At 36.8% G+C, this 26,124-nt stretch carries 22 protein-coding genes and 1 pseudogene; 10 read left to right on the forward strand and 13 right to left on the reverse strand.

Annotated features, from left to right (window positions below; all coding sequences use genetic code 11):
• Positions 1 to 64: 64 nt before the first annotated feature.
• The 10 genes from virB11 to ACFINZ_RS05250 all read right to left on the reverse strand — a co-directional run bounded on the left by virB11 (position 65) and on the right by ACFINZ_RS05250 (position 8,780).
• A complete protein-coding gene (gene virB11, locus ACFINZ_RS05205; RefSeq protein ID WP_375676826.1) occupies positions 65 to 1,135 on the reverse strand; it encodes a P-type DNA transfer ATPase VirB11 in 1,071 nt (356 codons plus the stop codon).
• Positions 1,132 to 2,292 (reverse strand): type IV secretion system protein VirB10, encoded by a 1,161-nt coding sequence (virB10, locus tag ACFINZ_RS05210; protein WP_375612191.1) that lies wholly within the window; start codon positions 2,290 to 2,292, stop codon positions 1,132 to 1,134. Before virB10 ends, virB11 begins: the two co-directional genes overlap by 4 nt.
• Positions 2,285 to 3,151 (reverse strand): P-type conjugative transfer protein VirB9, encoded by an 867-nt coding sequence (virB9, locus tag ACFINZ_RS05215; protein WP_375618280.1) that lies wholly within the window; start codon positions 3,149 to 3,151, stop codon positions 2,285 to 2,287. Before virB9 ends, virB10 begins: the two co-directional genes overlap by 8 nt.
• Entirely contained in the window at positions 3,148 to 3,852 is a 705-nt protein-coding gene (locus ACFINZ_RS05220; RefSeq protein ID WP_375618279.1) for a virB8 family protein, read from the reverse strand. The genes virB9 and ACFINZ_RS05220 overlap by 4 nt, the downstream gene beginning before the upstream one ends.
• Positions 3,806 to 4,108, reverse strand: a complete 303-nt coding sequence (locus ACFINZ_RS05225; RefSeq protein ID WP_375701206.1) for a type IV secretion system protein VirB7 — start codon at positions 4,106 to 4,108, stop codon at positions 3,806 to 3,808. Before ACFINZ_RS05225 ends, ACFINZ_RS05220 begins: the two co-directional genes overlap by 47 nt.
• A 210-nt stretch (positions 4,109 to 4,318) precedes the next feature.
• Entirely contained in the window at positions 4,319 to 5,305 is a 987-nt protein-coding gene (locus ACFINZ_RS05230; protein WP_375686172.1) for a type IV secretion system protein, read from the reverse strand.
• Entirely contained in the window at positions 5,292 to 5,777 is a 486-nt protein-coding gene (locus ACFINZ_RS05235) for a type IV secretion system protein VirB5 (protein ID WP_375634362.1), read from the reverse strand. Before ACFINZ_RS05235 ends, ACFINZ_RS05230 begins: the two co-directional genes overlap by 14 nt.
• Positions 5,774 to 8,128, reverse strand: a complete 2,355-nt coding sequence (locus ACFINZ_RS05240; RefSeq protein WP_375634398.1) for a VirB4 family type IV secretion/conjugal transfer ATPase — start codon at positions 8,126 to 8,128, stop codon at positions 5,774 to 5,776. The genes ACFINZ_RS05235 and ACFINZ_RS05240 overlap by 4 nt, the downstream gene beginning before the upstream one ends.
• A 22-nt stretch (positions 8,129 to 8,150) precedes the next feature.
• The gene (locus ACFINZ_RS05245) at positions 8,151 to 8,459 is read right to left on the reverse strand and encodes a type IV secretion system protein VirB3 (RefSeq protein ID WP_212112790.1); all 309 of its coding nucleotides are present in this window, start codon (positions 8,457 to 8,459) and stop codon (positions 8,151 to 8,153) included.
• Positions 8,460 to 8,780, reverse strand: a complete 321-nt coding sequence (locus ACFINZ_RS05250) for a TrbC/VirB2 family protein (protein ID WP_375634396.1) — start codon at positions 8,778 to 8,780, stop codon at positions 8,460 to 8,462. It abuts the gene before it with no gap.
• A gap of 398 nt (positions 8,781 to 9,178) precedes the next feature.
• Between ACFINZ_RS05250 and ACFINZ_RS05255 the strand changes: the two genes are divergently transcribed.
• Positions 9,179 to 9,904 carry a hypothetical protein gene (locus tag ACFINZ_RS05255; protein WP_375634758.1) on the forward strand — a complete coding sequence of 242 codons (726 nt, stop codon included), beginning with the start codon at positions 9,179 to 9,181 and terminating at the stop codon, positions 9,902 to 9,904.
• A gap of 1,489 nt (positions 9,905 to 11,393) precedes the next feature.
• On the opposite strand, the pseudogene ACFINZ_RS05260 reads toward ACFINZ_RS05255, so the two are convergent.
• Together ACFINZ_RS05260 and ACFINZ_RS05265 are read right to left on the reverse strand one after the other, a co-directional pair.
• Positions 11,394 to 11,581: pseudogene (locus tag ACFINZ_RS05260) on the reverse strand (integrase); the annotation flags it as partial.
• 638 nt (positions 11,582 to 12,219) lie between these two features.
• On the reverse strand, positions 12,220 to 12,573 hold the full coding sequence (locus ACFINZ_RS05265) for a helix-turn-helix domain-containing protein (protein ID WP_375636854.1): 354 nt from the start codon (positions 12,571 to 12,573) through the stop codon (positions 12,220 to 12,222).
• Between the two features lie 1,194 nt (positions 12,574 to 13,767).
• On the opposite strand from ACFINZ_RS05265, the gene ACFINZ_RS05270 reads away from it, so the two are divergent.
• Positions 13,768 to 14,613: a TIGR01459 family HAD-type hydrolase gene (locus tag ACFINZ_RS05270; protein WP_375632877.1), complete on the forward strand. Its 846-nt coding sequence runs from the start codon at positions 13,768 to 13,770 to the stop codon at positions 14,611 to 14,613.
• On the forward strand, positions 14,613 to 15,614 hold the full coding sequence (locus tag ACFINZ_RS05275) for a bifunctional riboflavin kinase/FAD synthetase (protein ID WP_375680096.1): 1,002 nt from the start codon (positions 14,613 to 14,615) through the stop codon (positions 15,612 to 15,614). The genes ACFINZ_RS05270 and ACFINZ_RS05275 overlap by 1 nt, the downstream gene beginning before the upstream one ends.
• A 2,112-nt stretch (positions 15,615 to 17,726) precedes the next feature.
• On the opposite strand, the gene ACFINZ_RS05280 is transcribed toward ACFINZ_RS05275, so the two are convergent.
• The gene (locus ACFINZ_RS05280) at positions 17,727 to 18,056 is read right to left on the reverse strand and encodes a TIGR01244 family sulfur transferase (RefSeq protein ID WP_375632881.1); all 330 of its coding nucleotides are present in this window, start codon (positions 18,054 to 18,056) and stop codon (positions 17,727 to 17,729) included.
• A 999-nt stretch (positions 18,057 to 19,055) separates the two neighbouring features.
• Between ACFINZ_RS05280 and parA the strand changes: the two genes are divergently transcribed.
• The 7 genes from parA to ACFINZ_RS05315 all read left to right on the forward strand — a co-directional run bounded on the left by parA (position 19,056) and on the right by ACFINZ_RS05315 (position 25,742).
• Positions 19,056 to 19,685, forward strand: a complete 630-nt coding sequence (gene parA / locus ACFINZ_RS05285) for a ParA family partition ATPase (protein WP_375701207.1) — start codon at positions 19,056 to 19,058, stop codon at positions 19,683 to 19,685.
• Complete coding sequence (locus ACFINZ_RS05290) at positions 19,682 to 19,912, forward strand: plasmid partition protein ParG (protein WP_273790969.1); 231 nt, start codon at positions 19,682 to 19,684, stop codon at positions 19,910 to 19,912. Before parA ends, ACFINZ_RS05290 begins: the two co-directional genes overlap by 4 nt.
• A gap of 1,089 nt (positions 19,913 to 21,001) precedes the next feature.
• Positions 21,002 to 21,271, forward strand: a complete 270-nt coding sequence (locus tag ACFINZ_RS05295) for an EexN family lipoprotein (RefSeq protein WP_375701208.1) — start codon at positions 21,002 to 21,004, stop codon at positions 21,269 to 21,271.
• Positions 21,272 to 21,323: 52 nt separating this feature from the next.
• Entirely contained in the window at positions 21,324 to 21,482 is a 159-nt protein-coding gene (locus ACFINZ_RS05300; protein ID WP_375632885.1) for a hypothetical protein, read from the forward strand.
• A 941-nt stretch (positions 21,483 to 22,423) separates the two neighbouring features.
• Entirely contained in the window at positions 22,424 to 22,657 is a 234-nt protein-coding gene (locus tag ACFINZ_RS05305; protein WP_375632887.1) for a hypothetical protein, read from the forward strand.
• Positions 22,658 to 24,978: 2,321 nt separating this feature from the next.
• Entirely contained in the window at positions 24,979 to 25,167 is a 189-nt protein-coding gene (locus ACFINZ_RS05310) for a hypothetical protein (RefSeq protein WP_375632889.1), read from the forward strand.
• Between the two features lie 170 nt (positions 25,168 to 25,337).
• Positions 25,338 to 25,742, forward strand: coding sequence for a flagellar protein FlgN (locus ACFINZ_RS05315; RefSeq protein ID WP_273790974.1), 405 nt, complete (start codon positions 25,338 to 25,340; stop codon positions 25,740 to 25,742).
• Positions 25,743 to 26,124: the final 382 nt, after the last annotated feature.

The following is a 26,124-nucleotide window of genomic DNA, read 5'->3' on the forward strand; positions in this document are numbered from 1 at the left end:
CATTTTTTCTCTTATTTGCAATTGTTGCTTTAAAAGAGCCTTTGGCAGCCGGTGTGATCTTCTTTTAGTCACCTCCAAAGATGTTTCGTTGTTTGAAGGGATCGTAATAAATTTCTGTGACCTTAAATTTTCCTTCAATCCGTTTGCATTGGATGATGATATCAATCATTGAAATCAACAGTCCTCGAATATCATCACGCTCTAAATCACCACCGCCTTCACTTTCTTTGACCAAAAGGGTCATCTGCTCAAAGGCTGCAAGTGCTGTTGATGCGTGAACCGTCGTAATGGAACCTGGATGGCCTGAATTGACATTGCGGATATAATAAAAGGCTGTACCATCTCGAAGTTCTTGCAAAAGAATACGATCAGGACGCATCCGTAAAGATGATTCAAGTAACTCTTTGGGGCCAACGGAGGCTAAGCCTTGTCCATCTTTTGAATAGAACATTGAGACATGGTTAGGGTGTGGTATCACCAATTCTTGCGTGTCTTCAATGGTGATAATACGCTCTTCTTGAGGGATTTTGGCGATTAATGCTTTTGATAATGTTGTTTTACCCGAACCGGTTTTTCCCGCAATTAAAATATTTTTCTGGCATTCTACAGCTTGATTTAAAAAAGAGACAAAGTCTTTATTACAGTAGGCATTGGCTAAATTATGCTCGATGATTTTGAGTTCGTTAAAACGAGAATGATAGTCATTCAAGGATGTGAAAGAGACCTGTTCACATAACGAGAAGAGGCCTTTCTTGGCGAGCTCTTCGAGAGAAAAACTCTGCGATGACGGTTTGCGAATTGTCATACTAATCGTGTCTTTTTCGACAGCGGGTGGAATGACAATTTGAATACGCTCATTGCCTGGTAGCGTTGCAGATAATATTGGGTTTTTATCCGATATGTTTTGCTTGGAATAGGATGCTACAACTTTCGCAATCCCCATAAGCTCATTAAAAGAGAGCCCCGGTGCTTCTATTGTTTTCCATCCATCAAATCCTTCAGTCATGACTTGATAGGGACGATTGATAACAATTTCAAAGAGTCTCTCATCTTTCAAAAAAGCACTGATGGGTTCAAGTTTTGTGAGAACAATCGCAACGGTTTCATCGCTCATGGTATGTAAGTTTGAGTTCATTCTAAAGTTACCGCCGAATTTTTGTAAAAGTTTCTTGAAACAGCTCGATTGATAATCTGTTTTTTGTTTTCGATGACTTTCAATTTATAAACGCTGGAAAAATCTAAATCGCGGGCGACAAAGATATTCACCATTTCCCCTTGGTTTTTGGATAATGTTGGAGGAATATTGGCGTAATTTTCTACGAGAATGTTTGCGATGTTTTGTCCTGAAGAAATTGTTTCAGTTTCTTCTTTTTCCTGTTTTTTTGATAAACGTTTATTGGCATAGTGTGTTGCATCTTTTATTAGTGAGACAAGAAGCGCAGACCCAATCCTCTCGAGCCAATGGTTATCAATATCTCCATCCATACCAGAACGCCCTAAAGCATCCGTTGCCGGTGAAGCTAAGGATATAATGATACCATTAGGGGTTTTTGCTCTATTCCATAGTACAAAGAGACGTGTTTGGCCTTTTTTCAATCCGGCGCGATATTCACCAACAATTTGGGTGCCTTTATCAAGAAGCACAACACGACCATTGTCTGATAAGATATCTCTGGAGATGATACAACTGGCAAAACCTTGTTGATCACTGTTGATGGCTGTTTCTAAAATACAAGGAATAGAAGTTCCCATCGCGATGATGTAGTTTCGATTGCCAAGGGTTGAAGCACGAATACCTTCAAGCACTGTGGGTTTGAGAAGATGATTAAAACGTTGTGTCGTTTCATCAGGTTTACTTTCAAGTTGGTGAGGCAAAGCACCATTATTTGTTTGTGAATCTATTTTGCCTTGTTGTGTACTTGCATAAGCTAATACAGGAGCACGTTGTGCTGCCTCCAGCAGTGAGTCATCAGAATTTAATTGATTGATGTTTGGTGTTGGTAGCTCGACTTTTGGTAATAGAGCGTTATTTCGTTGAGGCTGTTCAAAGGGAGGAGGGGTAGGCTTTGCAGGATGAAAAAGCTCTGTTTGTTTTATAACTTTTCCTTCTTTTGAAGATTCAATTGGTTGCTTTTTGTCTGTAACAAGTGTTGAATAGGCTAAATAAAGACAGACACTGAAAAGAATAATAAGAGCAATAGCTTTCCCCACATTGTTCTGTTGACTTTTCCCTTGAGCATTTTTTATTGTATCGCGATCATTAATGCTTTTTTCATCCACGGTGTTATTCATGGCTGCTTCCTAGGTTCACTTTACGTTGTACAGATGGTGATGTCGTACCTGTTTCAGGATTAATTCCTTTTGGTACGAACCTTTTGTTAAAGATGCACAATACTTCATTCCCACGTCGTAGCGTGAATTGTGCAGCTGTTGCATGAACAATAACCTTGTTGCCTTTAATCGATTTGGGAATAAGCGCTTCTTGCCCATCAGGCGATACAATGTAAATGGCAGGGATTTCAATGTTGCCTAAAAAGGTAAAGGTTGTTGTTTTCCCATTATCATAGACAGAAGCAGGTTCAATAAGGGATGAGCCTTGAGCTTCATAAGCCCAATTGCGTGGTCCAAAATCTTCATGGATATTTAAAATATCATTGACAAAGTTTTCTTCACGTTGTTTTTCTCTTTCTGCTTCGGCTAATTTCTTACGTAAGGCTTCATCTTCTGGATAACGAAACTTTACTAAGAAATACGTCTCATTGCCGGCTGAAACATCGCCTTCACGGACTTGTAGCTCGAATTGATAAGAGCGTTGTGTTCCATCTTGGCGGCTTGTGACAATTTGTAAATTTGTCACAGGCTGGACTTCACGTGGTTTGAGAAAAACAAAGTGTCCAGCCGGTGCAACTTGCCAAGCAACCGAATTTCCAATTCCTACATAGGTTACTTCTTCATCAACGGCAAATTCTAGTTGAACCGAAGAGCGAATGGAGCCAATGATTTGTACGACGTTGTAGGGGTCATAATTGACAAATCTGATGCGGTTATCTTTACGTGCACTGACAGGCGCTGTTTCTGCAAGTGAGAGAACTGTGTGAAAGCTGACAGTGATCGTAAAAATTAAAGAGATTGTTTGTAAAAGTCTGATCATTTTATCACCTCTGGATCAGATCTATATTCCGATACTTGAAAACCAAGAGGGTTGATAAGACGATCAGACGTTGAAATGTGTGCGTTCACGTAGGAAAAATTTAAGATTGAAATCCAATGGGAAATATTTTCTTTTTCATTCAAGTCTCTGATCGTTTTATAGTAACGAACTTGGATAAGATCTTTACTTATAAAAGAGATTGATTTGATTGTGACCGTAGCAATCATGTTATGATAAATATTTTGCGGACTTTCTGGATTATTGCCCGCGTACCATTTTGCAAAACGGTTTTGTTCTTTTGGAGAAGATAAAAGAGAGATTAAGCGAAAATTGTTTTCTGCTTCTGATGCTTGAAAACCTTCACGAGCGCGAACGTATTGGCTGGCAAAATAACGCGTTATCGCTTCATCATAGTCGTTAGGGGATTCTTTTAGGGCGCTTACAGTATCAATAATGCCTGTTGAGTTATCAACGCGGATAACAAAAGGTTCTACCGTTTTCAAAGGCGTCAAAGCTGCGACAGCTAAAGCCAGCGCAATTGTCATCAATCCAAAAAGCACTGTTAAAGCCATGGAGATTTTCATCCGCACGCGCATGCTATGCATGCGATCAATGTCAAATGAGCGCGCTTCTTTTATATATTCTTCAAGGGCATCACTTTTCACGCATAACCTCCACAGTTTTATCAGATCGTGCTTCATGAATAACCGGCTTTAATAAAGCTGAATTGGCTGTTATTTTTTCACTTTCCAAAGTATTGAGAATGATGGGAGTGGTAACAGGCTTTACACTCTTTTCTGGGTAGACAATGTTTTTATTGTCCCAATTCCACTTATCTTTATTTAAAGCGCGTGTATGTTTGCCATTACAGCGTGGTGGTTTTTTAGGGCCACTCAAAGAGGCACAACCAGTAAGAGCGATTGTTAGGACCATAACAAAAGTTATTTTTCGTTTCATTTTTTGAACTCACAAATATCTTGGAATACAATGCATGAGAGCCTTTGTTCTGAACATTTTTACAAGTTTATGTGATGCAAGGTTTTGATTGGTTTTATTGTTAGACCCAAGATGTTAGATCTTATCTGGAACAGGATCATGGCGTGTACGCCAAAGGGCGCACACAAGGCAAAAACAAAAATGCTTATTCTTTTAAAGAGGTGCTTTATCTTAAAATCGACCACGACCGCCTCCATATTTACCTGCTTTTGCTGCCGCCCCTGCCGCACTTCTAACAGCGTTACCGGCAGCTCCTGAGATTTGTGAAGTGGCACTTTTTACTGCATTGCCACTCGCTCTTGCACCATTGGAAAGCATTGTAAAAATCTGTCCTCCTGAAGAGACACCAGCGTTAAAGTATGGTCCGCCAGAGGCCAGCGCTGTTGCAATACCAGGAAGCGCACGGAAGATAATAACTCCTATGATCGAAATGACGATGACAGGGGGAAAAAGAACGTAAATTGATTCATATGAAACTTTGAGAACCTGTAGGATAACTTGACATATAATGGTTCCAAGCATGATTACGAGAACTTGTAAAATGGTAAAATTGATCAAAGTTGTAATCCATGCATCGGAGTATTTTCGCGTTGCATTGAACAAATACAAACTAATAAATAGAGGACCAAGACCTATAATCATGACGAGTGCAACTTGTGCAAACATTTGCACAATAAAACCACCTATACAAAAAAGAATAACCGCGAGAAGCATGATAGAACCAAGAAGACCTACAATGATCTTTTCAAAAAACCAAGCATTGTATAAGACTTCTTGATAACGCGAACTTGCCTTTAACAAAATATAATCAAAAACATTGGAGCTTGCAGGATTACTGTTAAGCGCATTCCCAATAGCATTGGATAAATCATTGAAGAAAATATCCTTGACATAAGTATTAAATGTATCCGCATTCGTTGCCATTGTTGTAACAACAACGATTTTAACAACATTATTGAGAAGACTATGCATGGAAAGGGCAACGCGACCTGTCATAACATTATAGCCATAAAGAAAGATAAAAATGATTGCGGCGAGATTTAAGGGCGCTGAAATAGCAGAAGACAGCCCACTCACCGTTGTGTCCATCACATTATCGAGGGGTTTTAAAATATACCCAGAAACGCTTTCAAAGGGAGAAAAACTAAAGTCTGACATTTGTACTCGTACTTTCAAGTTTTTCTTTTAATTTCTTTTCTTTTTCTTTTAATTGTGCCTCAAGATATTTATGCTTTTGTTGTTCCTTTTCTTCACGTAGCTCATCTTTTGTTTTCGTATCTCTTGCTTGAATCATATCAAGAGACTGAAGTTTTAAAGAACTTACTTGAAGACCTGCTTGAAGAAGAGAAAGTTTTACTTGAATCTCTTGTCGAAGGGCTTGCAATTCTTCTGGTTTTGTTTCTGGTTTTGATTTAATATTTTCAAGTTCTTGACTTATGTCTTTAATTTTTTTTGCAGTATCAGTTGCACTTTTATAAATGCTTTCAGCTGTTTCAGATTTTGCAGTATTTAATTTTTGTGTGTTCTCGAGTGCTTGTTTATAATATTCATCTACATCGGGTGTTGTTTGCGCTATTGCATGAGAAATAAAAGAAAAAGATAACAGTGTAACTAAGCCATATTTTTTCATTGATTTTTTCTCCTTTGATAAAATATGGGCAGCCATTTGTCAGGGGCAGCTCCATATTCGTTGATAATTTCATTCATGAGTTCAATGTTTTTTGTTGTGCCGCTTAAAACGGCGATCTCATCATTCATTCCACGTAAGTTAAGTTCTGCAACGACGGAACTTTGTCCTTGTTTGATGAGAAAACGACGGGATTCTCTGCTTAACTCTGACTGTATCAGTTCAAATTCACGCTCAGTAAGTTTGAAAGCTTCGACATAATCATTGTAATTTGCTTTTTGATTTGGAAAAAATATTTGGGTGGGGCATTGCTCAATGATTGTGTGCGCGATTGTTGAGTTCAAAGCATCTTTAGGACTTTGTGTTGCAAAGAGCATCATGCCATTTTGTTTACGAATTGTTTTTAGCCGATCTTGCGCAAAAGCTTTAAATGAATCATCTTCTAAAGCTTTCCAGAATTCATCAACGACGATAATGATGCGCCGCCCATCAATCAAATCAAGAATGCGGTGAAAGAGATACATCATTAAGGGGCGTCGAATTTCTTCATTATCTAAGAAATCGGTCATGTCATAGCCAATGAACTGCGCATTTAAATTGAGATCATCTTGGTCATTATCAAAAACCCATCCTAAATCATTGCCTCTAATCCAGCGTTGCAGCCGTATGGCAATCCCTTCTTTGGATGTGTTGTCAAAAAACAGTTGAAGGGCACCAAGAGAGCGCTGGGTTGGGGGTAAGTTTTCTAAGGAATCGATGGCTTTGGCGATATCTTGTCGCTCTTCTTCCGTTACGATTTGCCCTTCAGCGGTTACCAGCTTTAAGATCCAATTACGAAGAAATATTTTATTTTTTTCGGTGTATTCCATGCCCTTTAAGGGAGCAATACCCGTGGGTTGCCCATTTTTTAAAGGTTTGTATTTCCCTCCTCCAGCCCGTACAAAAATCTCTGCTCCTTGATCTTTATCAAAAAAAACCATTGTTGGATTGTGTTTTTGTAATTGTGCAAGAAGAAAATTAACAATCACTGTTTTACCAGATCCTGATGGACCACAAACAAATGTGTTTCCAAGATCGCCATAATGAAAATTAAAATAGTAAGGTGAACCAGCCTGTGTTTTTAGCAATGCGACAGCAGCTCCCCAAACATTATCGTTCAGTTTGCCAACAGGGAAAGAATGGAAGGGCGATAAAGCGGCAAAATTTCTGCTGGTAATGGCGCCTGAACGCGCACGATAGCTAAAGTTTCCAGGAAGTTGTGCCCACCATGCTGCTTCCAATCCTAAATCTTCTCTGGCAATCACGGCTCCTCCATTGGTTAAATGGGAACGTGCTTTTGATAAGTTTTCAGACAATATTTTAGGATGATCAGCAAAAACAGCTAAAGAAATGTGGTGTTCTCCCAAAACAAAACGGTTTGATTCTAAATCATCTAGCGCTTCATCCAGTGCATCGATTTGTGAGCTAGCACGGTCAGCTGCATTGATCATTTGATTTTGTTTGCGGCTCATAATCGCACTGGCGGCTGCCTTACTTTTAAAAACAAAGGATTGTGTTAAGATGAATTCAAATGGCACCGTAAGCAGACCATCAGTCATACCTGGGCGTGTTTTAGAAGGATACTCTTTCCATCCAAACATGCCCACAAAGCGTTCATTGCTTTCATGGCGAATTTCGATAATTTCTTTCCCAAAAATAACACGATCCGAGTAAATTGTTGAAGCAATAGTTCCAAATGTGAGAGGAATACGCTCACGTCTTCCCCCCACTAGCTGGTGGAGAAATTCACTTTGTTCGGCAAATAAAAGTCCTTCATGTTCATAGATTGATAGTAGACGGACTTCATACTCTTCCAAACCTTGCATAAGATCTTGACTTAACTCTTCGAGTTTACGAATAGCTTCCTCATCGGGCTCAGATTGTGTTTTCTTGGCTTTGCTCAAGCGCTGAAAAAATGAAACCAGCTTTTCTGTTTTATCCGCGGCCGGATTCCAAAGCAGTGAAATAAATAGATCATTTCTATACAGTTCTTGCGAAACCATTTTCTTTTTATATTTTTCATCTAATGTTGTTGCAAAAGATGAAAGAAAATGACCTTCTGGGTATATCGTTTCACGGCGGCGGATGATGTGAGAATATAAAGCAAGCCGTTCGTCTGCGATATTTTTAAAAAGGGTGTTTAATTGGTTGTGTAAAGAATTTAATTGATCAATATCCGCAGTGTCAAAATTTATACCCTCAACAGCCATCACAACCATTAAACAGCGTGAATTTAAAGCAACGACATGTTGGTTGATGTAGCGTATATAGGGAATATATTCTTCAGGCAAAGTTTCCCGTTTCATTATTGACATCTGTTTCACCAGTTTCGTTCCTTCAGCTTAGTTCCTTATAAGTGCGGATAAGGCGTAAAGGGGAGGTTGAACCTCCTCCCCATCTGTTGAGGTTTTTTTGTTTTCCTCGGGTATTGAGCCATGCAAATAATACGCGAAATTGGTTGTGATCGTACTTTGTCACTTCTCGCAAAATAAAGTGCATCCCAATCCCAAGACCAAACATGGTAAAATCACTGGTTAAAATGAAAAGAATGGATGTTGCCATGACATTAAGCGCCATCGCTTCCATTGTAACACCAGCAAACATGGCCGGGCGCGTACAGGCAAGGAAAAGAGTATCTTCGTTCATTTATGTTGTGCCCGCTAATTTAGTGACGAGAGCAGGGGCACCAAAAACAATAGCAATCCCCAGAACACAGTAAGCTGCTTTGCGTAAATCAATAAAGCCGTACATCCAGCCAATCCCCACAGCAGCAACACATATAATTGCAATGAGCCTTGCCGTTGGACCCGTCATCATTGTGACAATGTTGCCTAAAACACCATCAAGATTTCCCAGACCACCTCCACCAGTAGTAGAAGCAGCATAAGAAAGATCAGATACAAAAACTGCCGTAAAAAGCAGCATGGTCACGATAAAAATGATGTTTTGGAATCTATTATCTGTCATTTTACCTCTCTTTAACAAATAATATTTGTTCATATGTCGACATTCCATTGCCTCTAACAAACTAAAGAGTGCTGTCATTTGATGACAGTTTAATTCTTCTCGTTTGTTTGCTTTAAAAGCCTTGATCGTGGATCTGTTCACTCTCAAGCTCTTCTTCGTAAAGAGACAGAAGTCTTTTCAAATTGAGATTGTGTTACATGAAAATGGCAATTTTAAGTTGTGTATATTGGTAAAAATAACAATATTAAAATAATGAAAGAAAGAATATCATTCTTTACAAAATGTAGTTAATCTGCAACACTTATATTTGGATTTTTTCTTTAAAAACAAGGGGATTGCTGATCAATAATCTGACATGATAGGAAAAAAACGAATTTTTTGAGCGAGCGTGTTAAGAGATGCTATTTAAATTGATTGTTATTATTTACATTATGGGGGCGACAGTGTGGGGATTAAGCCAATATAAAGATAAAATGGATTTCAGCATTCTTAAAACATTTGAGACGCAAGATATCCAAGATATTGTCGATCTCTATCGAGAAGAAAAAAAGTTGGGTAGATCTATCACCAAACAGCAATTAGAAAAAAATGAACCAGCTCTCGATTTGCAGAAGAGTGTTTCATTAAATGATGTTGCAAATAATGCTGTTGTTTTTCATGGTAAGGCTTCTGTTACAAGTGGGGTTACATTTAAATTACTGACGCCTGCTGCACAATCTTGGCGCTCACATATCTCCCGTGATATTCATCTTTATGGTGTGGACACATGTGCACCCCGTCAAAAAGCAAGATTAAATGATCAAGAATGGCCCTGTGGTGCGGTTACAACGGCTTGGCTTGTCACCAAAACACTTGGGCAGGATTTATCCTGTAAACAGGCTTTGATGCACAATGGTGTTTATTATGCGCAATGTTTTGTTCAAGGGGTTGATTTAGCTGAGGCAGGTCTTACAGAAGGTATGTTGGTACTCTCAAAAGAGGGGAAAAATCCTATTCCAGCCCAGTATCATCATGCGGAAGAAAAAGCACGTGGCAACAAGATTGGTCTTTGGTCGAGTGATTTCACTGAACCTTTAAAATGGCGGCGAGATAATGGATCCTATAATCCCTTTGCTAGTCCATGATTGGTTTTAATGAACATATTTACTTAAATTTTTATAGAGAAAACTTTATCAATAAAATTGTACCAAATCGTAGAGCAAATTTGAATAAACGGTGAGATTATTTTCGTTTATGAAGTAAATGGATGGTACTTCCCTTTTCAAGGGAGGGTTGCTTTCAAAATCGCTTCTCTATTTTTACTTATGTGTTTTATAAAAGCGGGAAAATGTCATTGTTGGTGGCAAAGCATTTTTGAGTATTTGTGTTTGAAGGAGAAAGTGAGGCGATAAAAAACGCTCAAGAAACGGATTTCTAGAGCGGTGTTGATAAAAGTAAAAAATGAACAGCCCCAAAAATGGTGTAACGTTTAATATAATGGATAGAATCTTTCACAATGCCTTAAAAGAATTCATAGCAAAAGTTTTTTCATCAGAATTTTGTCTTCAGGATTGGATCACGTTTTTTACTTCTTTAAAAGTGATCAATCTGTTGCCTTCCTTGAAAAGCTTTCATAATTATCTGCTTTTAAATTCAGACTTCCAAATGATGGATGGATTTCAAATAGACTCTACACGAAGAAATCTTCGTAAAAATGATTTGCATTGCTGATTGTTTTCTATATATCACAAAACGTTTCTATTTAGGCCTTCGATGGGGAACAATAATCAACATATAAATAGGTAAAAAGAGCTCATACTTTTTTGTTATGGCTTTGTGGTTTAATGATCGTGAGACTTAAGTCTTATAATGCTCATAGGCTTTCTATAGGGCTAGGGGCGATGCCTATTGCAATGTAACTATTTGAAATCAGTTGAACAAAAGCATTAATGCGCCTTCTGATTTCATCATTTGTATTCAGTTTGGGCTCTTTCCCTTCTTATTGTATTTTATGACAAACTCATACGATGGCTATTGTGAGCTCTTCTTGCGTTACTTTACTCAGAGTGTTCACTTTGAAAGCAAGCAAGTGGATAGTGAGGTTGTATTCTCATACAGTGTGAAAATTCAACCCTCATTTGGGGGGATAATATTAACAGATAAGGTATTTAAAGAGGGATAAAATGAAAAAAAATTATTTTATTATGCATGGCTCTATTATTCGTCTTGGGGTGTGAAAAAAAACTATAGCGTAGAAGATTGAAAAAAAGATGCAAAATTAAGAGAAGAATGGGGAACGAAGTGTTTTCTTTCAGGACAATTTGTTAAGGAATCTAAAAATTGTCAAAATGTCTTACAAGCAGATACTGAAATGTTTTTCTCGCCAAAGCTTGATGCTCTAGACCGTGGTCATGTATTTTAATAAATATATATTACTCAACAGTAAAGTGTGATATAAAAATTCTAAAATAAAGAAGTTACGGCTCAACGAATGCTCGCTTCTTCAATTGTTATAGCGGAATTTTTTATCATTTTTCATCTTTTAGATGAGCTCCCCAAATCATATTCGCAATCCTATTGTTTGTTTCAACTTTATCAGATTGAGGATTATAATCATGAGAGAATTGGATAGCATTGTCTTATAGAAATATCTCTCAAGGTATCCAAGCCTATTTTGCGACGCTGTTCGTAAAGGGTATAAGGGTAAATCCATTGAGCCCCCCATCTTTACGCTTATGAAGAAGCAAGCCGGCGCCATCATTATATTTGCCAGCCCCCAATGTTGCGACAGATCTTGCATTAAGACGGTTCATAAGAGCCATTTTTTAATCCTTTCTTATACAAATTTGATCCACACATTCATCCCGCTTTTGACGTGCAAGGGAATGATTTTGATTGATTCAAGATAAGCAGGTTTGAAATGAGAGAATCTTACGTTATTCGAGCCTCTCAATCAACATACAAAACAGTGAATTATCATTATAAATCAATGTTTTGCCTTATGATAGAGTTGGTGTAGCATTGAGATTTTAGAGGGAAAATATGCCTTTAAGACTTTATAACAGATACTAAGTCTTTAATAGCAGGTATATTAAATGTACATCATTTAAAATAAATAGAGCGTCCATAGCGAAAAGGGGGCCACTCTTTAAATACAGATAAATACTTATTCTGTTGTGCTGTAAAACGCTATTGTTTGCGGGTGTGGTGATATAAGACATAAAACTTTATACATGGGGTGTTTTGATAAGAGAGTGTGATGAATATTCAAGGGAGGGCTTGTTTATATAATTTTGTGAAAGGAACCATATGAAATGGGAATCTGAGAAGGAGCTATTTTTGAGAAGGCGGATCGTTTATCAACCGGTTTGAGGAGGGGGGCATCCTTTTGGGGTGTGGGGAGAAAGACAAGAATAGGGTGTGTAGCACTTTATAGCTATGCTTTTAAAGCGTTTTAATTTTAATCACAAATTAAGTTTAAAATCGCTTTCTGCTTGACAGATGTGAGGACTCTAAAACTTTTTAAAAGCAAATATTCCTCTTTGCTCGAGGCGATTTCATCATAATGGTACGGGGTGTTGTCTTTTTTGATGATATCAGTGTAAAAAAAGGCAAGTGGAACATTCAAAATATCGGAAATTTCCTTTAAACGTCCTGCGCTCACGCGATTTAAGCCTTTTTCATATTTCTGGATTTGTTGGAAAGTGACACCTAAATGATGCCCTAATGTTTTTTGAGACATTTTTAGCACTTTTCGCCTAAAGCGAATTTTTTTGCCTACAAAAAGATCAATATTAAGATTTTGAGCTTGCATTTTCCCCCTCCAGGTGCGAGCGCCCTCGCATTGGTATTCCGGGAGCTTGAAAACACTGAACCCTAGTCAGCATTTTGCTTTTAGTGCTTGGAGCACCTGGACATAGCAAAATCTCCCGGAATTCCGGGATACCCACATAGTGGGTTTATTTTTACGCTAGGGTTTCGGGTTTTCAAGACCCCTTTTGATCGTTGCGTATGCGATCAAAACATTTTTCGATTCATAAAGTAATTTTAGGAGATTGGCAATAAAAATAGTTTTTCTTGAGACGGATAGATTTTTTTAAATAGGAGGTTGTTTGCCTTTCAAAGTTTTAAGGTTTGCTTACTCAACTCATGACATCAGATATGCATTTTACGAAGGTAAAGCTTGGTTTTTAAGCTCAAGTCACCGCTTACGGTGCTGTCCTTAACCAATAATCAAAATGACTTGTTTTGATGCGTCTGAGATATCATGATGATAGGGGAAAGCTTTTATGAGTAAAGAGCCCTTATGCAAAATAAACTCAAAACATTATAGATCTTATTGTTGTATGTTCACATGTTTGTTTTAGAAGATATTTCTCAATGTTAGCGCCTATTTTACAATGGTGCTTCGTAAAGTATGTAGCGTAAAAGCCTCTATGAATGGGATAAAAGCTATATTGCTATCTTTACTGAAAAAAAGATGCTCGGACGGCACATACTCTCTGCCAGTTCAAAATATTACGACAGTTTTTGCCTTGAAAGGGAGCATAAGAGCTATTTTTTCTTTCTTCACGTGTTTTTATCTGTACGCTCTCTGCTTATAATGTGTAAGCGAAAAGGTTTTGATTGATTCAATATAAACAAATTTGAAATAAGAAAATATATTGGGCTTTCTCATGATGCATGTTTTTAAGAGGGGGATACGTTTATTTTCTCAGTGAAGAATTTGAGTATTTTAGATAAAAAACTCTATCAACGTCGTTGTTGTTAGAATTAAAATTTTTATGAGAAAAATGAGCATTGGGGAATGATAAGCTTTTGCTATCAAGCATTTTAGAATTTTGCACAACTTAATGATAACTTAGTTATTTTATCATTTCTTATGATCTCTATAGACGATAAAAAGTTGGGATATGGTTTGAGAAAGCAGATGACACAAGTATTATCTTTCGGTAAGTAGTTTTGAAGTAAAAGACAGCTTTAAATGACAAATAGAGATAGGTGCTCCATGAATGAACTTACCCATATTGAGACTATTATAGCGCATTATGATGCTGTTTTTTGTGATGTGTGGGGTGTTGTGCATAACGGTGTACATGCATTTGAACCAGCGTTGAAGGCGTTGTATAAAATCCGACAAATGGGAAAAACTGTCATTTTATTAACCAATTCTCCTCGGCTACGGGAAGATGTTGCTGCTCAATTACAAAGCATGAATGTTCATAGCGACTATTATGATGCCATTATCACTTCAGGGGATGTAACGCGCGATCTTATTCAGACTGCTCCACGTAAAGTTTTTTTCATTGGTTCACAACGTGATTTGGTGCTGTTTGAAGGGTTAGAGTGTGAATTTGTTGAAGAATGGGAGGCTTCTGTTGTCGTCTGTAGCGGTTTTCTTGAAGATTTTGACGAAGAACCCTCTGCTTATGAGGAGATGTTTCGTCGCATGCGGTCGCGGAATTTACCTTTTATTTGTGCGAACCCAGATGTGATTGTCCATTATGGAAATAAAGAATTTTGGTGCGCTGGTGCATTGGCTCGTCTTTATCAACAATTAGGGGGGGAAGTGCGCATTGCTGGAAAACCTCACGCGCCTATTTATGAATGTGCCTTTGAAAAACTTCAAAAAATACGGGGAACAGTAGAAAAAAGTAAAGTTTTAGCGATTGGTGATGGTCTTTTAACGGATATTAAGGGGGCGGCTCACTTTGGTCTTGATGCCCTTTATATTATGGGGGGGATTCATCATTATGATTATACGCAAAAGGGTGTGGTTGATAAGCAAGCTTTGCATTCTTTTCTTGAACATCATGGTTATAAACCACAAGCAATCATGTGGGCACTTCAGTAATGACTAATTTTTTGCGTCTTCAGGGAATTCATATGTTTCCCTCGGCTTGGCGGGAAGCAGTGTTGGCACTTGGAAATTTTGATGGTGTTCATTGTGGGCATCAGGTGGTGTTGCAAAAAGCACTTGATTTCGCGCGTATAAAAAAGAAACCATCTGTTGTTTTAACGTTTGAACCCCATCCAAGAAGTTTTTTTCAACATTCAGCTCCTGTCTATCGTTTGACAGAGGCAGCTGAAAAAGCTGAAATTTTTAAAACCCTTGGTTTTGACGGCGTGATTGAACAGCCCTTTGATGCACAGTTTGCCGCTCTTTCAGCGGACGAATTTATTAAGTCGTTTTTAAAGGAAGTTTTTGATGTTTCAGTTGTGGTGACAGGCGAAAATTTTCAATTTGGTCATCAGAAAAGTGGAAATGTACATCTTCTTTGCCAAAGGGGAGAGAAATATGGATTTGAGGTTGTGCAAGTTCCTTGCGTTGCTCGTCCTCAAGAGTCACAATCTTTGATCATTTCCTCGAGTTTTATTCGGCAACTTCTCTCACAAGGGGAAGTGGACAAAGCAGCCCATTTGTTAGGGTATCACTATCGGATACGCTCCAATATTATTCAAGGTGAAAAACTTGGACGTCTTTTGGGATTTCCTACCGCTAATCAAATGTTGCCTCCCCAAGTTCGTTTGGCTCATGGTGTTTATGCGGTACGTTTGCGTCGTGCGAACGGTGTTTTGTATGATGGTGTTGCAAGCTTTGGTTGTCGTCCAACGGTTGTTAAGGATGGGGCGCCCCTTTTGGAAACCTATTTGTTTGACTTTAACGACGACCTTTATGGGGAAAGCTGTATCGTTTCTTTTTTCCAGTTTTTGCGAGGACAAGAAAAATTTGATGGGCTTGAACCTTTGATTGCGCAAATGCATCGTGATGAAAAAAAAGCAAAAGAAGTTTTAAAGACAGTACAACCATTATCAACGTTGGATAGGCTGCTTACTTTTAAAAATATGTCCTAAACTGATCTGAAAAAGAGAGAAGAGCTGTAAAAATAGCACTTAAAGTGATTATAATCACAAAGATATATTCCAAAACATCGTGGAATATATGTTTTTTCCGTTGTTGAGAGGGAGAATCGAATATCTGAAGATCTGATTTTGGCATCATTTTTTTCAAAGTTAACTTTATGGTTTTTGTTGTCATTCAAAACTTTACTGCTTGTTTCTTTCTGATCCGTTAAAACTCGTCATAAAAGATGCAGTAAAGAATAAGCAACCAGCCTATTTAGCAATAATAGACGTGAAGAAGGAGAAAGGCTGTTTTTAAAATTTCTTGCGATTTTAAGCTTATAGTTTGATAAAATTTAATTGATGACTTTTTTTATTTTAAAAGGTTATTGTTTCTTTTTTCTAATTTGGCTTATTATGTCATTTATGCCGTATCATCGTTTATGATGAGAGTTGGTTTGTGTAACCTTACGCATGTGATATTTTGTATTATGTGATGAATATTTTTAAAAAAGGTTTGTTTGTCAAGTCTCGTGAAGAAGATCAGTGGTTAGCAGCAGTTTTCGTGCTAACCAATCACGTAAAAGAGAATGAAGCTGCTGGAAGATGCTTTAACTCTCCTTTCTCTTGTATATTGTGATGGGGAATGCATATTAAGGAGACTGCGAGTGATTGCAGATAAAAAGAAATCATTGCGAGAAGCAGGTGTATTTGTTTCAAAATTTCTAATGCTTTTGATGGATAAAGGCACAATTTTGTTGTCGTAATACGTCAATCTTTTAGATTCTCAAGCTAAGAACTATCCATATATTTCCTTTGTCCTTCACAAATGTAAAGCCTATAATGCAAAGAAAAGGCAGTCTTGTAAGGATATGAAAACACAAAGCCAATAATGTTTTGTTGTTTTTTGATAGAAGTATTGGATAAAAGTTAGAACATCTTTCCAATCTATGTTCGGCCTATTCATGACTTTATGGTGTTGTTTTTCTCATAAAACTTTTTCTTTAGTGTTCCTCAATGCGAGCAGTATGTTTGAGATAAAGATTAAGGCGCTTTAATGCTCTCTCTACTGTTACAGCTTTTGTATGCTAGATGAGGAGAGCCCTATTGCATTATCCATTTGCGTATTCTCTGAAATCAATCTGCAGCCTTATTGGGGAAAATATGAAGTTATCAAGGGAAAAATCAGTCCAGATGACTGTCTTTTTTAAATTCGGCTTTGCTACTTTCAAAAGCGTCCAGAGCAATATCTCTTAAATCATGAAAATAACAGTTTCAGGCTTTTGTTGTTCTTTGAATAGGATATCAGATCTCACAGGTAAAATAAAATGTTGGAATATCCTTGTTTTGCTAATTTATGCACTTCTTTTAAAGAAATATCTCTCAACGCTTCTCATATTTATTTTCATGATGGCTCTCATGAATGGTATCATGCATGTTTCGTTGAGCGCTATCGTCTTTATGCCTAATAAAAGAGCAATCCGACACCACCAGTTATATTGACAAGCCTTCAGTGTTGTACAGTCTTGGCTATTTGAGAGCGTTTATGAGAGTTTGTTCTTAACTCGTTTTATTTCACACGAATACTTCCTGCTTGTGACATGCAAGAAACACGCTTTTGATTGCTTCACTATAAATAGACTTGAGAGAATCTTACGGCATTAGGATTTCTTACTCAACGTGCAAAACAATTAATTGTTATAAATCAATATGTTGTAGTTAACCATAGATTATGGCTTACGGCTTTTTTTATAAAATACTCTGCATGCCTTTTATTCGGAATATGGGGTTTTCTTAGTGGTTTTACTGTCGTTTTAGGTGTCTGTGGCGTACGAATGAGCTCGTATTGGTAAAGGAAGAGAAAAAGAAAGTGGAGCAGTGATAAAAGGTGGGGTAAAAATAAATTTTCTTGATCATCATATGAATTTTCACGCATTTTTATGGCTTCGGGTGTGTATGCTCGTTGTATATTGAGGAGCAAAGCTTGTTTGTAGAGTTTTATGAAGTGGCAAGCCAAGGGAAAGGTGCAAGACAAAGATTATTGACAGATTGTTTTTTACAAATCGATGTGTATTTAAGAATCTTCGTCTTTTAAGGTGCGGAGGAAGTGTGTGAACCCTCTGTTTAAAGACGCGCTAAACGATAAAGATGCAGCGAGCGTGCTCCGTGATGACAATAGGCAAGAAGAGGCAGAGAGGCTGTTTTTAAAATTGTTTGCATGGCTTCAACAGCTGACTTTTCTATAGTTGGAGGAGAAATGGGAATGTGATAGGCTTTTATGCCATATTCATTTGCGACCGTTTTAATGCTAGAAAAGTCAGGTTGATGGAGCTCTTCGTGATCGGGGCGGTTACAGATAATTGTTTTAAAACCAGCTTGTGCCAATGTTTTGATATTTTCTATGCTAATTTGGGCGCTGATAAAAATATCAGGTTCAATTTGTTGTAAATTCATTTTTGTTTATTCCCAATTGCACGATCTTCACGATGCCCTCTGGTCTAGTATATAGAAAGAACATAATGAAGGTAAGTTTTTCAGTGGCATCTTAACAAAAATATTCTTTTTGTCGAGAAGATCTATTTGGGAAAAATGAGCTGTAAGATGCAAAATATCTCATTCCGCAACATGTTCGTTATGCGATCTTATAAAAGATGGATGTTTGGTCTTTATGGATAATCTATAGTGTTTACTCAGCATAGACATTTCATTGTGTTGTTTGTTTACGCGCTTGCTAGAGGTATCCTTACTTTTCTTAAGCCCATTTTACTCTGTCGAGAGTCAAAGAGTATAAAATTCATGGATCACCACCCTTTTTACACTTATGAAGCAGGAAGTCGGCACCATTATTATATTTTCCAACCCCCAATATTGTAATAGTTCTTGGTACTTGAGATTCTGCATAAGAAGCATTTTAATCCTTTCTTGTACAGTTTTTACTCACACGCTAGCCCCGCTTGTAACGTACAAGAGACATGATTTTGATTAATTTAATATCAGAGGGCATGAAATGAGAGAATCTTCCTGATTTAGGCTCTCTCATTCAACGTACAAAACAATGAATGCTTCTTATAGTTTGTTGTATATTCAGAGTGGAGCTTATTTGTAGAGTTGCATTAAGTGGATTGCATGAAGGGAGAAGCCCAAATGGCAGGCGCGAGATAAGAAACTGGATCATTTACATAGCATTGTTCACAGATCGACATGGATTTAAGAATCTTCGTTTTAGGGCGGGAGAAGAAGAGCGTGTCTTTTGTTTAGATTTATTTTTGTTATTTTCAAGAATATCATCTTCATAATGTTTTGCTCATGTTAAAAGAATATTATAATAAATTGCGGGCTATTGTTATTTATCCTGAAAATGGGAGAAATGGTTATTTTGCACGTATTGGATGCTTGTTTCTTTTATTACTTTCTGTATAATCGTAAAAACGATAATGCTGAAAGGCGTAATAAATGATCATTGGACTTTTGAATCAAAAGGGAGGTGTCGGAAAAACGACATTGAGTGTTAATCTTGCGGCCAGTTTTGCTCGGACCGGTGCACGGGTATTGCTTATTGATGTTGATCCACAGGGAAGCGCATTGGATTGGGCTGCTGCGCGTGAAGATGCACCTTTGTTTTCGGTTATTGGTTTACCGCGTGCAACGGTTCACAAAGAGATTACACAGATTGGTCATGGTTATGATCATATTATTATCGATGGTCCTCCGCGTGTAACTGATCTTGCTCGTAGTGCTCTTATGGCTTCGGATTTGGTGCTTATACCTGTTTTGCCTAGTCCCTATGATATTTGGGCAGCGGATGGAATTGTAAAGCTGATTGACGAAGCACGTGTTTATAAAGAAAATCTCAAATCTGCTTTTGTTATTAATCGTAAAATCGTCAATACAGCGATAGGGCGTGATGTGAACGAAGCTCTTGGCATATACCCCGTGCATGTTCTTTCTTCTAGCGTTGCGCAGCGCGTGATTTTTGCAGAAGCAGTAGCACAGGGGAAGGCGGTTTATGAAGTTGATAAGCAAGGACCAGCAGCAGCAGAGATTGAAGCGGTTGCAGCGGAAATCAAGGAGTTAGCGCGATGAATAAAAAAATTAAAATCGGCACAAAACCAACGAATAAATCAATTCCTTTAACAGCGGATGCATGGGTAGGAAGCCACAAAGGGAGCATGAGTGGAGGGATGAAGCGCCTCACGATTGATATACCAGAAAGTTTGCATCGGTTGATTAAGGTCAGTTGTGCAAGTCGTGGAACTAAAATAGCTGATGAGGTCCGCGAATTGCTTTCACAAAAATACGGAAAAGTGTAAAAAATGATACGATAATTTCGTTGGTTTGAGTGCTTTTTCTAGAGATGATATCGATTGTTTTTATACGAAGTTAATAATAAAAGCGCTCTTCTTTTTTCACGATAGTTGCTTCATTTAAGTTGTTTTTCATAAGGTTCTGTATCGTCTCATGAAAGAGCTATGAGTTTGCGAAAAATTCTCCATTTCAAATTTTTCCCTATAAATGTGATAATCATCATACTACTTGTCATCTTATATCTCTAGATGAATAGATAAGTTTATTCTTCCATAAAAATTATCTTGATAATGAATTTAAACATCAGGTTATTTTTGTTTATTTTACTTAATACATAGGTAAATAATATAATTAAGAGTAGCGTTGATTATTTTTTTCTGTTATGCAGCAATCCATTTTATTAAATTATATTCATGTTTATAAAGGGGGGATAAAAATAAGTAAAATTTACTGATATTGACGCGCTATAAGTTATTCCTAATAAACAAAAGAAGTCATTGAGTATACTATAGACAATATTTCTTACATTTATATGATTTTATAGTCTTAAATAGTTAATGCCAGTCGTAATGATATGCAAGACAATAGGCTTTTTTATTTAATTGGAATGTATAAGATTGCTTGTTTAGCATTTCTATTGGCTTTTAAAAAATACAGGGGGACTTAAAGCTTTCTTTCTTTTCCGGTGGTTTAGAAATGATAAGAGTGCAATTAGTTGACTAAAAGCTGTATTCTTTCGTTTGCAGGGAATTTGCAATGGGTATAGGCATAACGAATTTTGGGTAAGATATTCGTACTGTTTCTCGTTACCAAGAGGTTCTTGAAGGAAAAGAAATGATTAAAAAGCTTTTTGAGAATGTCAAGATATCAGAATTTTTACTGAAGTTTTAACACTTCAAATACAAAGAGCTGCCGTGCAGATAATGTTACAAATGCAAGTCTGATAAATGAAAGAGGCTCTTATGATTTAACATGTTTGCGTTGGAAGTGTACGTATTTGCAAAGGAAAATTAGACGCAAGGTCACAATATAGGAGGGGATGTGAATCCAAAGATATTGTTAATAAAATATAAAACAAAGAGAGGGGTTAAATCATGAACAAGATCATTATAACAGCGCTACTGCTTTGCGTGGGACTTGCTGTTACTGGTTGTGAAAAAACTTATAGCGTATCGGAATTTAAGAAGGATCCCAAATTACTCGAGCAATGGGCAATGAAATGCATGATATCAGAGGATTTAGATTCTCAAAATTGTAAAAACGCAGATAAAGCGTATCGTGAAGTTCATGCCCGAGATTGGCCTGGTTCAAGCTTTGTACATGATGACGAGAAAAAAACTAAAGAGAAAAAGGAAGGGAATTAAATCATGAATAAAGTCATTATTACAGCATTACTGGTTTGTACTGGACTTGTTGTTGCTGGTTGCGAAAAAAACTAAATTTAAGAAAGATAAAACATTACTCGAAGAGTGGGCAAAAAAATGTGAAAAGCTGGATCAATCTTCTATGGAGAAATCTAAAAATTGCCAACATGCCAGACAAGCATATATGGAACTGATGTTTGGCATTAATTAAAAACATACAATTCAATAAATAAGGAATTGTTTAGTTCTTGATTCTATTACGTTTTTAGGCTCTCTCTAACTTTTAGAGAATCTTTTTATGGCTTCAAGAATTAGTCGTTTACGATCAGTACTCTTTGTGTAAACGGATGCTATACTGTCATTGTTAAGCCCAAAAGTGCTTTCAATTGTAGATAGTATTGCCTCCCAATGAGTTGTTATGTGTTACTGCTAATTTTTTAATGTTTTGGTTACATGTATTTAAAATATTGAGATTAAATCTATCTTTGGGGTGTTTTTTTGCGTTTATCACAAATAAATGTTTCATCACACTAAGATCGTCTTTAAGTGTTGCGGCTAATTTCGGAAAAATTAGGAGGAAACATTTGTTTGGAAATTACTTTCTCTGTTTTAATAAAGAGAAAAACATTCTGAATAGAATTATTATCGTTTCATACTCAAATGTTTTTCTCAAACTATTTTTAAAAAATTTCTTTTGATTTGAGAATATTATAACATTAGTTAAGTTGTGAGACAGTTTTGCTAGGACGGTTTTGCCGGATGTGTGAGGAATTGAGCGCTCTCCACATCTTTTCATTTTTCTCCTCTCTCTTTTCTGAGTTTACAAGGGTTTTCCTTGTTATTTTTTTATCTTGATTGTGTCGTGATATTATCATGTTGAGCGGTGGAGCTCATATAAAACTTTACGTATGAGGTGTTTTTTGTTCTCGAGCGTGTGATGAATATTTTTCTAAATAACACTTTGATTTATAAAAATGATTTAATTATTTTATGCTGAATAAGGATCTCGAATATAGTAAGCTTCTCTTATTCCAAATCTGTTTTCGGTTGAATTAATTAAAACCATCTTCTTGCATGGTACAAGCGGGGAGAGCCGTGTAGATAAAAACTGTTGGAGAAAGAAGTAAAAATGCCTCTTATAAACGATCTCAAGTGCTAAAGGTTATTGCAACATTTGGGGCTGGAAAAGTGTGTGATGCTGCTGGTTTATTCTCTCATAAGGGTAAAGATGGTGTTCAATGGATTTATCATAAGCTTCATGAAATATTATCCTTTAGGATTGTGAGATGCCCTGAAGGGGGAAGCAAAAGGAACTTACTCAATAAGGAGACAAATTATTTACAGATCGGATCTGGTAGAAAATTTCGTTTTTTAAGCTGGGGATGAAGTTGAGATTCAAGATAGCGTGAAAAGATGGACAATGATGGTTAAAAATGCATACAAAAAGCAGAGTTTACACCTCAAATAGTTGCAAGCGATGTTTGAAATTGGGTGTGTGGTTTATCTGTAGAATTAAAATTTTTCTTTGATCTTATGTGAAATTAAGATGCTTATTTGCACAGATTACAATAAGCCAAGAGAGTATGCTTAGTATATTTCTATTACGAGAACTAAAATAACAACAAAAGCATTGATGGTGATAATCAAGGTTGAATAAAGCATAGCGGCTTTTACGAGATCAGCCATAAAAACCTCTTTCTGTTCTTTTTGAGGTGATTTTATGAATAACAATATGTTACAATCTGTAATATATTGCTGATACAACATATTCGGCAAGCTTAAAATTGTTTCTTTTTTTATAAAAGCTTAAGGAGTTGGAGTATTGTGAATCCTAAAAAAAGAAAGCTTTAAAAGGACTATTGATTGATTTTGTAAGTTTTGTGTTGCTGGAAACTTTTTTATCCTGTTATGCTATAAAGCACTGTCATTTATAACGGTAATATAAGACATATACGTTTTCTTGGAACGTTTAAGTATTTTTTAGTGTACGATGAATATTCGTAGGTTTATTTGTTGAGCCTTTCGTTTAAGTGAATCAGATGAGGGGAAAGTCAAGAGAAGAGCGTTTGACAAAGATTCGGACTGCGTACAGAGCCGATTGAGTTAAGATCTTAGTTCTTTAAGGTGAGCGGCGGAAGACAAAAATGTTTTCTGATCGTTTATCTCATAGCAAGATTGGTTAATGCTGCTCTAATGGGGCATGTTTTGCACAAAAGTAAAGAACGCTCCAAAAGAAATATACTTATGTTGTATATTAGTATATTTGTATTGCATATTTATGTACTTGTTTTAAAGAAATATCTCTTAACGCACACGAAAGACATTTTACGATGACATTCGTAAATGGTATAACGGTAAATGTGAATAGTATAACAGTAAAGCTCTCATGAAATAATATAAACTTTGAATAATATAAAAATCTATAAAATGCTATCATCTTTATACTTATGAAAGAGCAAGTCACAATCATCGTACGCTTGCTTCCAATGTTTATTATAGTTCTTGGCATTTGCTAAGGTTCATAAGAAGTCTTTTTCTTTCAGCGTATTTTATCAACACATCAGGGCGTTGTTTGTGATGTGCAAGCAAGTGATTTTAATTTATTCAACATGGAATAGATTTGAAATGTGATGATTATGAAAGAGAAGAGCCGCATTTAAAAGGTTGAAAACGAGAGAAAGATCGTAAACAAAAATTGTACCTTGATTATAAAATGATTGTTTCTCTGTTTTTATACTAGTAGCGCAGGTAAAGTCGCGATATTAAGAGCAAACTGTGCTATGGAATGAAATAATCTGTAAGAAGATGCTGTGAAAATTCTGAAAATATCAATGGGGGAGCGTTAAGCATTATACATTGGATAATATTTTGATTTATAATGATAATCTATCGTTATTCAACTTGAATTAGAGCCCTGAATACTGGAAATTTTTTCATTCCAAATCTGTTTCATGGTGAATTAACTAAAACAATGTCTTTTGCAGTTACAAGCAGGGAGCTCCTATGCGCAGAGAAATTGTACAAGAAAGGCATGCTTTTATGAACCGTCTCAAGTGTCAAGGGTATCAGAACATAAGAGGGTAGCAAAATATATGATGGTGCTGGCTTGCTTCTTTTATTAAGCGTAAAGATGGAAAATGCTCAATGGATTTTATACATGTCATGGGAGATTTATCATTATACCATTCATGCATTCATGGGCCGCGGCGCGAAATAGGCTTGGGTGCACTTAAGAGATGTTTCTTTAAAACAAGCGCGTGAATATGCGATTGAAGACGTATCGAACTGATTGGCTAAGAAACTCTTGAAAAGGTTCAAAAAATCTTATATAGTTGTTCATTGCAAAGAAAAGCGAATGATAATTTAAAAAAGGAAGATTGATGGCTGTTTAGCTATTTTAAGATGTCTTTTTATATTGCTGTGTGGCTGATCTGTTCAAAAGAGCATTCTTTTTGTGTTTTATGCGAAATACTGCATGTGTGCAGAAAGAGCATGGGAGAGGGGGTGTCCTTTTGAATGGGTGCAAACTGATCTTGTCTGGTGCCATCTTATGGGGCGCCAGAAGGTATAAAGTTTTAGTGCAGAGAGAGCCATAAGGTTATGGAGGGTAAAATGCTGCTATTGGTAAAATGCTGAAATTTTTAATGGGCTTAAGTCTTTAATATGCTGCAAGATAGGCTGCGGTTTTTTGTCGGCAGGTAGTTTTTGTGGCTGAAGTTCTCGTGAAAGCATTGTTATTTTCTGTTGAAGATGAGCTCGTGATAAAATCGGCAAGGCGAAATAGACAGAGCAAATATGGAAGTTTCGATATTGCTGTAAGGTTTAAGTTTATAGCGTTTTTATGGATTAGTATAGCCGCAATGATGGTTTTGGAGCAAAGCAAGAAAAATATTTGAGAGAACGCGTTGAAAGTTCAAGTGGTATACGCTTTGAAGGATTGTCGTGCTGTTGTTTGAGCAATGTTTGCACTACGAGCTTGGTTGAGTGTATCAGCATTGAAGAGAACCTGTTTAGTCTCCCTCATTTGAAAGTAAGATTGAACAATAGTGTTGAAGGGGAAGTAAAAATGTCTGTAGTGCAATATGGTGATGATAGTTTTGCGGCAAAAGCAAAAGTTCTTGATAACAACCTTATTGATCGTGATTGGGCGATGACAAAATTTGTTGCTGCTGTTAAAGGATTAGCTCAAGTTGTTGATTATGAAAGCAATATGCTAGAGAGTAGTGGTGTTCCAGATTACGAAGAAATAAATTTGCGTAAAATACGTGGTTTGCGTGATCTTAATAAATCCATGAGTGATGTGAAGCGCTATATGAATCAAGATATTGAGCATGAGGTTGAAAGTTTGTTGTCTGATTTACAAGAAAAATTACAGCGTAATAGTGAATTACTTCAAACACATTTAAATGCAGTTAATGATCTTTCTAGAGCTATACAGCTATCTGGACGTGCAAAAGAAATAGAGGAATAAATTCAAATCTGATTAATACGGGCTGTTTTAAGTAATGACAATGATTAGGTAGGGCAGTTGATTTGGGTAAATAGTGCGTTTAGTGAGTAGACTTGTTTTAAGCGCATTTTGGTATTTAAATTATTATCCTGATGTACTGTAAAACGCTGTTCTTAAAACAGTGTTTTTTAAGGTATCGTGATGTGAACCGCATGCTGTGGGAAGCTGGCTGGAAGAGAACTAAGAGAAGGCGGATTATTTACAGAGCATTGTTTGCAGACTGAGTTAATAGGGAGAGCTTCATTTTTTAGTTTAGGGAAGGCGATTAAGAGAATATTTAGACCAGCCTGTGATGCCTTAAAAACAGCTTCCTTGGGGGTGTGGTAATGTAAGGTTTATATAT

This window comes from Bartonella sp. AA81SXKL, assembly GCF_042196945.1.
Classification (GTDB): domain Bacteria; phylum Pseudomonadota; class Alphaproteobacteria; order Rhizobiales; family Rhizobiaceae; genus Bartonella.